Raw genomic sequence first — 13,307 nt, forward strand, 5'->3', positions numbered from 1 at the left:
TACAATGCCCGCCGCAACCAGCATCTGATCCCGCGGAGCTCATCCATGCCCATTTATCGCTACGGCGAGCGCGTTCCTTCCGTCCACGGAAGCGTGTTCGTTGCGCCCAACGCCAGTGTCATTGGCAGCGTCGTGCTGTCGGAAAACGTCAGCGTGTGGTTCGGAGCCACGATCCGAGGCGACAACGACGTCATCACCCTCGGTAAGAACTCCAATGTGCAGGAAGGTGCGGTACTCCACACCGACCCTGGCATCACACTGAACGTCGGGGAGAACGTTACGATCGGCCATCAGGCGATGCTGCACGGGTGCACGATCGGCGACGGTTCGCTCATCGGCATTCAGGCCGTCGTGCTCAACGGCGCAGTCATCGGCAAGGGATGTCTGGTCGGCGCGGGTGCCGTGGTCACCGAGAAGAAGGTGTTTCCCGACCGCTCATTGATTCTCGGCGCCCCCGCACGAGTGGCGCGCCAACTCACCGACGAGGACGTAGAGAACCTGATGAAAGCCGCTCAGGGTTATGCCGAGCGGCGAGCGCAGTTCCTCGTCAATCTCAAGGAGATTTGACGCCGCGGGTTGCGAGTTGATGGCGAAGGTGTGAGCGCACCGTCGGCCATTCGCTGGCGATGATGCTGTACACGCAGGTGTCTCGCAGGGTGCCGTCGCTCGAGCGCCGATGGTTGCGCAACACACCGTCGAGCTTTGCTCCGAGCCGTTCGATCGCGCGGCGGCTTTGATGATTGAAGAAGTGCGTACGGAACTCGACCGCGATGCAGTTGAGGTTCTCGAACGCATGCGTCAACAACATCAGCTTGCACTCGGTGTTGATCGCCGTGCGCTGAACTTGCTTGCGATACCAGGTGCTGCCGATTTCAACGCGGCGTGCTTCGGCGTCGATGTTCATGTAAGTCGTCATGCCGACCGCCTTGCCCGTGTCCGAGGCGACGATCGCGAACGGCAGCATCGTTCCCTTGCGCTGCTGCTCGAGGCGTTTCTCTATTTCGGACTTCATCTGCTCAGGCGAGGGAATGAAGGTGTACCACAGCCTCCACAGCTCCCCGTCCTGCACGGCCTCGACGAACTCATCGTGCCGGGCCAGGGTCAGCGGCTCGAGAAATACATGGTCCCCGTGCAAGGAAATCGGATCCGGCCAAGGCATAGCAGCGCCATCTGGTTTTGAATGAGTGCTGCTAGCTTAGCGCAAACGCGTCAGCTGGCGTGCAGCAGGCCGGCAGCGGGCGCGAGGATGCCGTTGAGCGGCCGGGGCTTGCCGATGGCGTAGCCCTGGCCGTATTGGACTTCCAGCTCGATCAGGCGCATGCAGATCTCGGGCGTCTCGACGTACTCGGCGATCGTTTCCATGCCCATCGCGCCGGCCAGCTGGGCGATGGCGCCGACCAGCGCTTGCGAGCGTTCGTTGTGCAGCAGGTCGCGGATGAACGAGCCGTCGATCTTCAGCGACGAGAACTGCAGATTCTTCAGGTGCGTGAGCGAGCTCAGGCCGGTGCCGAAATCGTCGAGCGCGAAACGGCAGCCGCGCGCGATGAGTGTGCTCATCAGCAGCTGAGCGTGCGCCATGTTGTTGATGGTGGCAGTCTCGGTCAGCTCGAAAGTGAGGCATTCGCCGCTCACGCCGTGCTCGTCCATCTGCAATTGCAGCCAGTCTAGGAAACCCTCGTCAGCGATCGTCGGGCCGGACAGGTTGATGGAAACGTGCAGCGGCCTGAAGCCAGGTCGCGCGCTGGCGCCTCGCAGATGTTTGAACACATCGGTGATGACGTAGCGATCGATCTGAGGCATCAACTGATAGCGCGCGGCCGACGACATGAAAGACGATGGCAGCACCAGGCGGCCTTTCTCGTCGATGATCCGCAGCAGCATCTCGTAGCGGTGCACCGAGTCGCGGGTCAATAGCGACGCGATCGGCTGGCCGAAGATCTGATATCGGCCTTCCTCGAGTGCGCTGCGCAGCCGGCCGACGATGGAAATGTCATCGCGCCGGCGAATGATGCTGGTGTCCGAAATCTCGTAGACCTCTACCCGATTGCGCCCCCGTTCCTTGGCGGCTTTGCAGGCGGCTTCGGCGCCGGCAAGCGAGTGGTCGAAGCTGCGCTCGCCATTCGTCAACGCCGCTGCGCCAAAGCTGATCGACAGCGGAATCGAGTCGTCGCCAACAATGAGCGAGCGTGCCTGCACCGCTTCGCGAAGTCGCGCGGCGATCTTTTGCGCCTGGGGCAGTGGGCAGTCGGGCAGGAAGATGGTGAAGCGATCGCCGGACAAACGGCTGAGCACCGCGTCTTCGTTTGCAAGCGCTGCGGCCAGAGCATTCGCGACGACTGCGATGGCGCGGTCGCCCGCTTCGAAGCCGAACATGTCGTTGACGACGTGCAGCTGATCGATGTCGCCATAGAGCACGCTGGAGTTGGCGCGCTCGCCGAGGGATCTCGAGCGCCAATCGACCAGCTTTTCGATGCCGGCGCGCGCGATCAGCCCAGTGACAGGATCGGCGGGGAGAGACAACAAGCGTGCGAGCTGAAGGCTCAGCTGTGCTCCCTTCTTCAGATCGTCTTGCTCGAAGGAGTCCTGCGTGGCGAGGCGATACATCATCGCGATGCCGGACAGCTCGCCGGACGACTCGAACACCGGCGCCACCAGGAAACGTCCGATCATCGGCCCGCCATTCTCGTAACGGACGCGGTTGCGAATCACCGGAGCGTTGGTCTCGCGGATCTGCGCCAGGAACGTATCGGCAATCCCGCGCAGCATCTGTTCCACTTCACGCGCGTCGTCGCTGCGGCAATGGAAATGGAATTCATCGCGCGTAGGAGAAGCGAATGCGACCGCATGGCAGCCGATGCGTCGCTGCGCTTCGATCAGAAACTGGCGGAGGGTACTGGCTGCCGAGTCCATAGACGAATCCAGGGAATACGGCAAATGTAAGTTGACGGCTGACCGTGCGGTGAGAAGCCGTTCGCAAACGACTCAGCAGGCAGCAGGAAATCGTGTCATGCGGCGCAGCGCCCGGCGCCTGCGAGGCGGACGATGTGACCCAGGTCACACGCCCGCCTCTTAGGGGAAAACATCAATCGCGAATGAAGATGGTCGCCGGCTGCTCGAGCTTTTCTTTCAGCGCCTGGATGGACTCGGCAGCGTCGTAGCCGTCGATGAAGCGGTGATCGAACGAGGAGGACAGGTTCATCATCAAGCGAACCGCGATCTCGCCATTGACGATCATGGGCCGTTCCACCGCCTTGTTGATGCCGACGATTGCCACTTCAGGCGCGTTGATGATCGGCGTCGAGACGATGCCGCCGAGCTTGCCGAGGCTGGTGATCGTGATCGTCGAACCCTGCAGCTCGTTGCGGCTCGCGGTGCCTTCGCGCGCAGCGGTGGTGACACGGCGGATCTCGGCCGCGAGCTCTTTGAGAGACAGCGATTCGGCATGCTTCACGACCGGCACCTTCAGGCCATCGTTGGTCTGAGTGGCGACACCGATGTGCACGCCATCGTGACGCACGAGAACGTTGCGCTCGGAGTCGTAACGCGAGTTCACTTTCGGGAACTGCTCGACGACCCGCACCAGCGCCATCGCGAGGAACGGCAGGTAGGTGTAGGAGGGCGAACCCTTCGGCAGCTGCGAGTTCAGATGTTTGCGCAGCCGCTCCAGCTCCGTCATGTCGACTTCTTCGACATATGCGAAGTGCGGAATGTTTCTCTTCGAATCCGCCACGCGTTGCGCGCTCACGCGACGCACGCCGAGAATGCGGATCTCTTCGGTGCCCGTGCGCACCTGGCGTCCACTCGGCGTAGATGCCGCAGCAGGCGCTTTGCCGGCCTGACGATCGTTGATCGCGGCTTCCAGATCCTGGCGCTGGATGCGGCCATCGCGGCCACTGCCGCTGACGGTCGTGAGATCGATGCCGGCGAGCTTGGCGCGTGCGCGCGTCGCAGGCGATGCCATCACTCGGCCGCCTGAGGGCTTGGCTGCAGCCGTCGCAGCCACGGAGCCATTGTTCGCAGCGGCGGGCGTCTTCTTGGGTGCGTTTGAAGCGGCGGGCGCAGATTGAGTCGGAGCAGCGGCCGGCGCACTTTCAGTTGCAGCAGCTCCCGCATCCGTTTCCAGCACGAGCAACTCGGCGCCGACGGCGATTTGATCGCCCGGCTGGCCGCCGAGCGAAACCACTTTGCCGCTGACCGGTGCGGGCATCTCGATGACGGCCTTGTCGGTGGACATTTCCACCATCGGATCGTCTTCGGCGATCTGGTCGCCGACCTTGACCTTCCAGGCCACGATTTCGGAAGAGGTCGTACCTTCGCCGAGATCCGGCAGTTTCACCACATGACGGCTCATGACGCCTCCATCGTTGCTTTAATGGCGGCAATGACGCGCGCCTGGCCAGGGAAATATTCCCACTCGAACGCGTGCGGATATGGCGTGTCCCAACCGGCGACGCGCAGGACCGGCGCTTCCAGGTGCCAGAAACATTCTTCCTGAATGGTCGAGAGGACCTCGGCGCCGAAGCCGGCGAAGCGCGTTGCCTCGTGCGCGACGATGCAGCGGCCAGTCTTCTTCACCGAATTGACGATGGTTTCCACATCCAGCGGCACGATCGAGCGCAGGTCGATGACCTCCGCATCGACGCCGGCCTTTTCAGCGGCGGCGAGGCAGACGTGCACCATCGTGCCGTAGGTGATGATGGTGAGCTTGCTGCCCGGGCGGACGATGTCGGCGACGCCGAGCTCGACGCGATAATGGCCTTCCGGCACGTCGCCACGAGCGTGCGAGTTCCAACCCACTGCTGGCTTGTTCGGATCGCCATCGAAGGGGCCGTTATAAAGTCGCTTGGGCTCCAGGAAGATCACCGGGTCGTCTTCTTCGATGGACGCGATCAACAACCCTTTGGCGTCGTACGGATTGGACGGCATCACGACCTTCAAGCCGGACACGTGCGCGAACAACGCTTCCGGGCTCTGCGAGTGAGTCTGGCCGCCGCGAATGCCGCCGCCGCACGGCGTACGGATCGTCACCGGCGCGCAGAAGTCGCCGCCGCTGCGATACCGAATGCGCGCAAGCTCGCTGACGATCTGGTCGTAGGCCGGATAGATGTAATCGGCGAACTGAATTTCCGCGACGGGGCGCAATCCGTTGATGCTCATGCCGATGGCCGTGGCGACGATGCCGCCCTCGGCGATCGGCGAGTCGAGCACGCGATGCTCGCCGTACTTGCGTTGCAGTCCTTCGGTCGCACGGAACACGCCGCCGAAGTAGCCTACGTCTTCACCCATCAACACGACGCCCGGATCGCGCGCCATCATCACATCCATGGCGGAGTTGAGCGCCTGGATCATATTCATCTGAGTCATTTCTGCGCGCGCTCCTTCAGTTCCTGCGCCAGCTGCATGCGCTGGCGTGCCAGGCTCGGCGTCTCTTCTTTGAACACATCCTGGAACATGATTGCCGGATCGAGCTGCGGACCGTCGGTGAGCGTGCCGTAGGTGTTGGCCTCCTTCCACGCCTGGTTGACGTGCTCCTCGCATTCCTGCGCGAGCGCCTTTTCCTGTTCGTCGGACCACGCGCCGAGTGAGCGCAGATGGGCTTGCAAACGTGCGACCGGATCGCCGAGCGGCCAACTCTTCTCTTCGTCCTTGGGGCGATAGCGCGACGGATCGTCGCTGGTCGAGTGAGGCGCGGCACGGTAGGTGACGAGCTCGATCAATGTCGGGCCGGCGCCAGTGCGCGCGCGCTCGGCGGCCCATTGAGTCACCGCATAGACGGCGAGGAAGTCGTTGCCATCGACGCGAATGCCGGGCATGCCGTAGCCCGGACCGCGCGAAGCAAACGAACGGCCTTCACCGCCAGCAAACGTTTGGAACGTGGAGATGGCCCACTGATTGTTCACGACGTTGAGGATGACGGGCGCTTTGTAGATCTGCGCGAACAGCAATGCGTAATGGAAATCCGCTTCAGCGGTGCTGCCATCGCCGAGCCACGTCGCGCAGATACGGTCCTCGCCTTTGATGGCCGAGGCCATTGCCCAGCCCACCGCCTGCGGGAACTGAGTGGCGAGATTGCCGGAGATCGAAAACAGATTGCTTTCGACCGAGTGATACATCACCGGCAGCTGGCGGCCTTTGCACATGTCGCGGGTGTTGGACAGCAGCTGGCACATCAGATCGACGATCTTCAGACCGCGCGAGATGTGCAGGCCCTGGTTGCGATACGCAGGAAACATCATGTCGCTGGGCTTCAGCGCCATGTTGGCGGCCACCGAGACCGCTTCTTCACCGGTGGATTTCATGTAGAACGTGATCTTGCCGCCGCGCTGGGCGCGATGCATGCGGTCATCGAACGCGCGCGTCAGCATCATGTGACGCAGGCCGAGCTCGAGATCGGCCGCGGCGAGGTGCGGATTCCAGGGGCCGACCGCGCGATGGTTGTCATCGAGCACGCGAACCATTTCCCGGGAGAGAAATTCGGTTTCGTTCAACGGCGCGTTCGGATCGGGCCGGGCAGCCGTGCCCGCCGGAGAAACCGCGACATAACTGAAGTCCGGTTTCTCGCCGGGACGAGCCGGCGGTCTCGGAACGTGCAAACGGGATCGCATCATCGGGCCTCCGCAAGCAGCTGACGAGCCATCTCGTCCGCCAGCTCGCTGGTGGGACGATTGGTCGCGCTGGAACGCGCAAAAATTTCGGTGAGTCGAACGGGAATCCGGTGGATTTCGGCGAGGATGGAGTCGGCCGTCGCGCCGCCCAGATATTCACGACCAACGCTGATGATGCCACCCGCGTTGATCACATAGTCAGGGGCGTACAGCACGCCGGCCGAGTGCAGGCGTGCGCCGTCTTGCGCCGTCGCGAGCTGATTGTTCGCGGCGCCGGCAATGATCGGCGTCTGCAATTTCGGGATGGTGTTGGCGTCGAAGACCGAGCCCAAAGCGCAGGGGGCGATCACATCGGCGCGCTCGAACAGCACCCGATCCGGGCTGGACACGACAGCGTCGAATTGCGCCGCGGCCTTTTGAGTCACCGCTTCGCGAACATCGGCGACGCGCAGTTTCGCGCCGTCCGCCGCGAGCAGCTTGCACAGCTCGTAGCCCACGCCGCCCAAGCCTTGCACTGCAATGGTCAAGCCGCGCAGCTCGTCCTTCTTCAGTCTGAATTTCACCGCTGCCTTGATGCCGAGGTATACACCGAGCGCCGTCTTCGGGCTGGGATTGCCGTCCGACGTCACTGCGGTCCGCGGCAATCCGCTCACGTAACGCGTCTGGACAGCCACGATTTCCATGTCGGCGACCGACGCGCCGACATCCTCGGCGGTGATGTATTGGCCCTGCAGCGAATCGACGAACCGGCCGAAGGCTTCGAGCATTGCCGGCGTTTTCGGCCGGTGGGTGTCCAGCATCACGACGGCCTTGCCGCCGCCGAGCGGCAAGCCCGCCATCGCGTTCTTGTAGCGCATACCGCGCGACAGACGCAGGGCATCGGCCACGGCGTCGTGCGTGGAGTTGTAGTGCCAGAAGCGGCAGCCGCCGGCGGCGGGGCCTCTGGCCGAAGAATGGACAGCCACGATGGCGTGTAAGCCAGTGGCAGCATCGTGCGCAAAGACCACGCGCTCGTGCTGGTCGAACGAAGGATGGTCGAACATTGCTGTCAGAAGGTTCGCTGGAGTTATGGTGGTAGCGAAGCGGGTGCTGGTCCGCTCCGCCTGTCCCGAAGCATATTGCGCTACGATACCGAGTGTTTAGCAGTAAAGTCTGCCAAACGAGCGGCCCAGAACAGCAGGAGTTACTGGATATTCATGAGCAGCAATCCACCGAGTCGTGAACTGGATCGCGTCGACCGCCAGCTTTTGTCGCTATTGCAGGCCGACGGACGGCTGACCGTCGCGGAACTCGCACGCACCGTCAATCTCACGCTGACGCCGTGTATCGAGCGCGTGCGCCGCTTGGAGCGTGAAGGTTTTATCGACGGCTATTACGCGCACCTGAACTCGAAGCGACTCGGGCAGAGCATGCTGGCGTTCACCGAAGTCACGCTCGATCACGCCACGCAGGACGTATTTCAACGCTTCAAGGAAGCCGTGCAGCTGGTGGAAGAGATCGTCGAGTGCCACATGGTCGCAGGCGGCTTCGACTATCTGATCAAGACGCGCGTGCAGGACATGGATGAGTATCGGCGCGTGCTCGGCGACAAGATCGTCAACGTGCGCGGCGTACGTCACACGCAAACATATTTCGTGCTGGAAGAAGTGAAGTCCACGCACGCGGTTCGAGTGCGGGTCAGTGATGCCGGTCGGGCGGGAGCCGCGGCGCCCAAGCGCCGACGTGCCAGATCCTGAGTGAAAGAGAAGACCCTCGCCCGGCCCCATCGCTGCGAAGGAGGAGCTGCCGCGCTAGGGGGAACTGGGCGCGGTGACCTGCTTACTCTCGCCACTACATAGGCTTCATCCATGCGGGCGAGGGTCTCTCTAAGGCGAGAGATCGTGGTGGGTGTCCATGTGAGCCCTGGTGCGTGTCCATATAGCCCTCCATATGGCCCCGGTGATGTAAGCCCCCCGCTCCCTGGTGGGTGTCCATGATGAGCCGTGTCCATAATGAGCCCCCATGAGCTGGTGGGTGTCCATGTGAGCCCTGCCAGCTGGTGGGTGTCCATGTGAGCCCTGCCATGTGAGCCCTGGTGGGTGTCCATAATGCCCGGTGGGTGTCCATAATGCCCATCGCGCAGAGCGCGCCGTCGACGTGAAAAATGCGGGGGATGGGCGCAGGATAGCGATCCCCCGACCGGAGCCTGCCCATGACTCGAGCCGATTCGCCTGATCTGCAAGCGTTGGAGGATGCGAGCCGGGCGCTGCGCGGGTTGTTGGGAGTGGTGATCGCGGTCGAGCGCAAGTTCGGCAGTCAGCAGTCGCCGTTGGCCCTGTTGCGTCAGATCACGGAGGATCCGCAATGGGAGTGGCTGCGGCCGCTGTATCAGTTGATCGCCGACGTCGATCACGCCCTGCACGAGGGCGATCTGCCCGTGTCCGAAATCGCGGCGATCGGGGCCCATGCGGTTGCACTGCTGTCGGGGGTCGGGGCGCCGGTCGAACAGGCCTTTCTGGAGCGCTATCGCGCGCTGTTACAAACCGACCCCGAAGTGGCCATCGCGCATTCCACCGCCTTGCAGGCGATTCGCAAATTGCCGCCCGAAGCCGATAGCGAAGCGGAGCGTCTGCACGCCCGTCATCAATGGGCCATGCGTTGCAAGCATCGCCGGCACGGCCAATAGAAACTCCAGGCTCGTTCATCGTTCGCGGTTATGTTGCAACAGCCGGGGACGGGCGCTAACTTTTGCGCAATCGCAGTGGGCGATCGGCGACAGCGCGCGTGAACGTTGACATCGCGGCAGAGTTGCCGAAAGTTCGCCGGCCGACGACTGGCGTTGCGAGGCCGATAATCGGTCGAAAAGACGGCTGACGCAGCCTCGCCGGGCGCGGTGCTATCAGGTTTCCGCTGTCATGGACAGTGTCTGCTCGTGGAGGCACTTTTCAAGCAGTCAGCCCTAGTGCAATGTGTCCCCCCCGGAATCGAAACGCGGGATTACAAAAGTCCGGGATGAATCGTTGCTTTGGTTTTTGCACGGAAGTAAGCGCTAACTACTATGTCCAGCCGTCTGGAGAATGCTCTGATGCTGCTCGGGCTGGAGTCAGCCGACGATCCTGCCACGTTATGGCAAAACTATACGGATCGTCTGGCGGTTCTCCAGCACAAGCTCATCAACGCTGAAACTCCGGCAGCCCAGGAATCGGCCCAACAGGATCTGGCCCGACTGGTCGCTGCCTATCAGACTGCGCGCAGCGCCACCGAGCCTGCGACCCGCCAGGTCAATCGCGAAGCCGTCACCATGATGCGCATGGATGACGTGGCCGAGCCGGAAACTCAGGTTCATCAGGGCTCGAATGTCGTCATCGGCCCGGGCGTCGTGCTCCAGGGGCGTTATGAGATTCAGGCAGTGCTCGGCGATGGCGGCATGGGTCGCGTGTTTGCGGCTCGGGATCGTCTGAAGGACGAAGAAGTCGCGATCAAGGTGCTGCGCAACGAGTTGCTGTCGAGCAATGCCGCTCGCACTCGTTTCCTGTCCGAAGCCAAGGTTTCCTGCAAGCTCGCTCATCCAAACATCGTCCGCGTGTTCGACGTGGGCGTGGCCAGCGGCCGCTACTTCTTCACGATGGAGCGTCTGCGCGGCGTGAGCTTGCGTCGTCGCATGCAGTCGCAGCTCGCGACCGGCAAGCCGTTCCCCGTCGAAGAAGCGACCGCGATCGGCGAGCAGTTGCTCGAAGCGCTGCGCCATGCGCATCGTTTCATCGTTCATCGCGATCTCAAGCCCGAGAACGTGTGGATCGACAGCAGCGGCGTCGTGAAGCTGATGGACTTCGGCATCGCGCGGGCCTATCAGAACAATGAGCTGACCCGCACCGGCATGAACCTGGGCACCGCCTATTACATGGCGCCCGAACAGCACGCCGATGCGAAGGAAGTCGACTGGCGTGCCGATCAATACGCGTTCGGCGTGCTCATGTATGAATTGTTGACTGGCCGCGTGCCCATGGGCGCCGTGCAGCCGATCGAACAGGTCCGTCGCGACATTCCGCGTCAGATCGCTCGCGCCATCATGCGAGCGATGTCACCACGCGCGGATGCTCGCTTCGAATCGCTGCGTGAATTGCAGAGTCGCATCGTCGCGCGCCGCGAGGACGACGCGGCTGGCGCAATCTTCAACGCCTTCGGTCGCTCGATCGCGCTGGGCACGGTTGCCGGGGCGCTGTTCGCCTACTTCGACAGTTTGAGCATCGGGCGCATTCATGAATGGATGTATCCCTCCGGCATTGCGGTCGGCATAGGCACGGCGTTGATGGTGGAGTTTTGCGAGACGTTCTTCCGCTCGCGCTATCGCAGCCACGTCATAGCGGCGTTCATCGCGACCGTGATGTGGATCGGACTGGTGTTGGTCGTCGCGCAGAAGTTGTCCGGCCTCAGCAATGGCCTGGTGATGATGTTGTGCGGCTCGGTCTGGGCCAGCAGCATGGATTACGTAACGCGTCGCTGGCGGATAGCCGCCGGCAGGTTCAGGTTCGAGGTGTCATTCATAGGCGCCGTGTTCGGTACGCTGCTGGGGCTGGCGCTGCTGGTGCAGGCCGATCACGTGACCGATCGCAATTATCTGTACAGCGCGCTCAGCGGCATCCTGCCCGGCATGATCATCGCGATGGCGTCGCTGCGCCGTCGCCTGTGGCGCAGGACCGATTCGCCGTTCTCGCGAGTGTTATCGCTCGCACGCGACTGAAGCAATTACCTCGCTGCGCCGGCCGTTCCATACAGCGCGGCTGCCAATCTCTCCGCCACGTCCGCGCCCAGATAGCGAATCCTGATTCCCGCCGTCATCGCGCTGGCGCCGGCAGTATCGACGTAGATGCTCGCCATGCGACTGCGTCGATCGAACGGCGTCGCTTCGATGCTCAGGGTCTGCACTCGATTGCGTGGCACGATGGACAGCCGGCGATTCAGCCATCCAGATCGAAACAGCACAGCGTCTCGCGCCAGCGCCCAACGAGTGTTCTTCACGTACAAATGAGCGTGCATCCAGGCCAGTGGAATGCAGCCAAGCACGATGACGATCGCGCCGGCATTCAGGTACCAGATGGCAGGTGCGGTCACGATCACAACGGACCACAGCAGCGCTTTGCGAAAGATGCGGCCTCGTGCGCCGGGTGCGAGCGGTTGCCAGTCGGGTTCGGCGTTCAGATCCAGCATCGGTAGAGCCGCGGCGATCAGTGCGGGGGCAGCGTCTGCCGGGCAAACGGGTGCGAGCCATCGTGTCTTGCTACGTGAATTGTCGCCGTTGCCCTCGCCAACGCCGCTGTCGCCGGCGAGATCCACGTTCAGCGACACGCGCTTGAACCAGCGGTGCAGCAACGATTCGTTCTGATGGACGGCCTGAATTCGCCGCGTTCGCAGGGTCAGGGCCACGCGCGTGAAGAGCCCGTAACGAGCGCGCAGATCGCCGGCCAACCGAGTCAATCTGAAATCGTAGAAGGTGACGATCGCCAGGATCACCGACAGGATGCGGACGGCGATCAGGGCGCCCAGGATCGTGAGAATGCCCAGCCCGATCTGCACCACCAGGCCGAGTGCCGCGACTCCGGCCGCCGAGGACGAGCGCAGCAGCCGATCGAACAATTCTTCGTTGATCACGAACACGCCCGCCTCGTGCAGCACGCCGAAGGCAGCCGCGACCAGGATCATTCCGCGATTGTCGATCAGTCCGTGACGCACGAGCTCGCCGATATCCAAGTGAAGCAGTGTGTCTTCGGCGGGCGCTGCAACCGCCTGCTCGGCGGGTTTGCCTTCTGAGAAGACTCGTTCGCGCATGTCTTGCACAGCGGCCAGATCGAGTACGCTGATCAGCGCTTCCGGTTTGCCGCCGGTGGATGTCTGCACGCGCACTTCGGCGACGCCGAGCAGGCGATGTAACAAGCGACGTTCCGTGTCGATGTTTTCGATGCGTGCGTACTCGATGTAGCGCGTATTGAGGAAGATCATTCCTTCGCGAACGACCAGGCCGGTCGGGCTGAAACCATAGCGGAAGGTGAGTTGGACCCACACGGCGCGGATCGCGACGAACGCGACGATGGCGGGCACGATCCAGGGGCCGAACGGCCCCGGCGTGTCATCGCGCACGTTGAAGAAGAGCAGGGCGATCAGCGGCAGCACCATTTGTTTGATCGCGGTGCTCAAGCCGAACACCCATGACAGCGGGTGCAGCCGAAGCGTCGGCTGAAAGTTGCTGTCAGACGCCACTGCCGGCTCCTTCGGCGAGCAACGCGTCGCGCAGAGCGAGGGCGTCTTCGTGCCGCAATCCGGGCAGCTCGATCATTGTGTGCCTGCTACCGGCTGTGTACATCTTCAGTGTGCCAATGCCGTACCGGCGTTCGAGCGGCCCTTGCGAGACATCGGTGTGTTGTATGCGAACGCGCGGGAGTGCAACGCGCGACCGCCAGATCACGCCCCTTTCGATCGCAATGCCCGTTTCGTCGACACCGAAACGCAAGTGTCGATACGCAAGCGTTGGCCACCACCACGTCAGAAAGCCGCCGCCGAGGACGATCAGTGTCGGCGCGAGCGGCCACAGTAAAGGGATGGAGGGGCTGAGCGCGAACGCCGGAGCCGCGACAATCAAAGTCGCAATCGCCGCCTGCCAGCGCCAGACGCCGATGATTGCCGAGTCGACGTGTGAGAGCTGCAACGGCGCCATCCTGCGTGCGGAAG

General features: G+C 62.8%; 12 protein-coding genes. 4 read left to right on the forward strand and 8 right to left on the reverse strand.

Annotated features, from left to right (window positions below; genetic code table 11):
* Positions 1–45 precede the first annotated feature (45 nt).
* Complete coding sequence (locus EK373_RS10130; protein ID WP_129642543.1) at positions 46–567, forward strand: gamma carbonic anhydrase family protein; 522 nt, start codon at positions 46–48, stop codon at positions 565–567.
* On the opposite strand, the gene EK373_RS10135 is transcribed toward EK373_RS10130, so the two are convergent.
* The 6 genes from EK373_RS10135 to EK373_RS10160 all read right to left on the reverse strand — a co-directional run bounded on the left by EK373_RS10135 (position 554) and on the right by EK373_RS10160 (position 7,648).
* Entirely contained in the window at positions 554–1,159 is a 606-nt protein-coding gene (locus EK373_RS10135) for a GNAT family N-acetyltransferase (protein WP_129642544.1), read from the reverse strand. The genes EK373_RS10130 and EK373_RS10135 overlap by 14 nt on opposite strands.
* Before the next feature lie 50 nt (positions 1,160–1,209).
* Entirely contained in the window at positions 1,210–2,910 is a 1,701-nt protein-coding gene (locus tag EK373_RS10140; protein ID WP_129642545.1) for an EAL domain-containing protein, read from the reverse strand.
* Between the two features lie 172 nt (positions 2,911–3,082).
* Positions 3,083–4,351 carry a dihydrolipoamide acetyltransferase family protein gene (locus tag EK373_RS10145; RefSeq protein ID WP_129642546.1) on the reverse strand — a complete coding sequence of 423 codons (1,269 nt, stop codon included), beginning with the start codon at positions 4,349–4,351 and terminating at the stop codon, positions 3,083–3,085.
* Positions 4,348–5,364: an alpha-ketoacid dehydrogenase subunit beta gene (locus tag EK373_RS10150; protein WP_129642547.1), complete on the reverse strand. Its 1,017-nt coding sequence runs from the start codon at positions 5,362–5,364 to the stop codon at positions 4,348–4,350. The genes EK373_RS10145 and EK373_RS10150 overlap by 4 nt, the downstream gene beginning before the upstream one ends.
* Positions 5,361–6,608: a thiamine pyrophosphate-dependent enzyme gene (locus EK373_RS10155; protein WP_129642548.1), complete on the reverse strand. Its 1,248-nt coding sequence runs from the start codon at positions 6,606–6,608 to the stop codon at positions 5,361–5,363. Before EK373_RS10155 ends, EK373_RS10150 begins: the two co-directional genes overlap by 4 nt.
* Positions 6,605–7,648 carry a Leu/Phe/Val dehydrogenase gene (locus EK373_RS10160; protein ID WP_198683199.1) on the reverse strand — a complete coding sequence of 348 codons (1,044 nt, stop codon included), beginning with the start codon at positions 7,646–7,648 and terminating at the stop codon, positions 6,605–6,607. The genes EK373_RS10155 and EK373_RS10160 overlap by 4 nt, the downstream gene beginning before the upstream one ends.
* Positions 7,649–7,801: 153 nt before the next feature.
* Between EK373_RS10160 and EK373_RS10165 the strand changes: the two genes are divergently transcribed.
* The 3 genes from EK373_RS10165 (at position 7,802) to EK373_RS10175 (ending at position 11,325) form a co-directional block, all read left to right on the forward strand.
* Complete coding sequence (locus EK373_RS10165; protein WP_129642550.1) at positions 7,802–8,341, forward strand: Lrp/AsnC ligand binding domain-containing protein; 540 nt, start codon at positions 7,802–7,804, stop codon at positions 8,339–8,341.
* A gap of 455 nt (positions 8,342–8,796) precedes the next feature.
* Entirely contained in the window at positions 8,797–9,270 is a 474-nt protein-coding gene (locus EK373_RS10170; RefSeq protein ID WP_129642551.1) for a hypothetical protein, read from the forward strand.
* 372 nt (positions 9,271–9,642) lie between these two features.
* Positions 9,643–11,325, forward strand: coding sequence for a serine/threonine-protein kinase (locus EK373_RS10175; protein WP_129642552.1), 1,683 nt, complete (start codon positions 9,643–9,645; stop codon positions 11,323–11,325).
* Between the two features lie 5 nt (positions 11,326–11,330).
* Here the strand turns inward: EK373_RS10175 and EK373_RS10180 are convergent, their stop codons facing one another.
* Both EK373_RS10180 and EK373_RS10185 read right to left on the reverse strand, forming a co-directional pair.
* A complete protein-coding gene (locus EK373_RS10180) occupies positions 11,331–12,839 on the reverse strand; it encodes a PH domain-containing protein (protein WP_129642553.1) in 1,509 nt (502 codons plus the stop codon).
* Positions 12,829–13,284 (reverse strand): PH domain-containing protein, encoded by a 456-nt coding sequence (locus EK373_RS10185; RefSeq protein ID WP_157994305.1) that lies wholly within the window; start codon positions 13,282–13,284, stop codon positions 12,829–12,831. Before EK373_RS10185 ends, EK373_RS10180 begins: the two co-directional genes overlap by 11 nt.
* Positions 13,285–13,307: the final 23 nt, after the last annotated feature.

This window comes from Peristeroidobacter agariperforans (genome assembly GCF_004138335.1).
Lineage (GTDB): Bacteria > Pseudomonadota > Gammaproteobacteria > Steroidobacterales > Steroidobacteraceae > Steroidobacter > Steroidobacter agariperforans.

Bases quoted from the DNA above. Each gene is read 5' to 3' on its own strand.
- EK373_RS10130 (WP_129642543.1), top strand. From the start codon at position 46: ATGCCCATTTATCGCTACGGCGAGCGCGTTCCTTCCGTCCACGGAAGC.
- EK373_RS10135 (WP_129642544.1), bottom strand. From the start codon at position 1,159: ATGCCTTGGCCGGATCCGATTTCCTTGCACGGGGACCATGTATTTCTC.
- EK373_RS10140 (WP_129642545.1), bottom strand. From the start codon at position 2,910: ATGGACTCGGCAGCCAGTACCCTCCGCCAGTTTCTGATCGAAGCGCAG.
- EK373_RS10145 (WP_129642546.1), bottom strand. From the start codon at position 4,351: ATGAGCCGTCATGTGGTGAAACTGCCGGATCTCGGCGAAGGTACGACC.
- EK373_RS10150 (WP_129642547.1), bottom strand. From the start codon at position 5,364: ATGACTCAGATGAATATGATCCAGGCGCTCAACTCCGCCATGGATGTG.
- EK373_RS10155 (WP_129642548.1), bottom strand. From the start codon at position 6,608: ATGATGCGATCCCGTTTGCACGTTCCGAGACCGCCGGCTCGTCCCGGC.
- EK373_RS10160 (WP_198683199.1), bottom strand. From the start codon at position 7,648: ATGTTCGACCATCCTTCGTTCGACCAGCACGAGCGCGTGGTCTTTGCG.
- EK373_RS10165 (WP_129642550.1), top strand. From the start codon at position 7,802: ATGAGCAGCAATCCACCGAGTCGTGAACTGGATCGCGTCGACCGCCAG.
- EK373_RS10170 (WP_129642551.1), top strand. From the start codon at position 8,797: ATGACTCGAGCCGATTCGCCTGATCTGCAAGCGTTGGAGGATGCGAGC.
- EK373_RS10175 (WP_129642552.1), top strand. From the start codon at position 9,643: ATGTCCAGCCGTCTGGAGAATGCTCTGATGCTGCTCGGGCTGGAGTCA.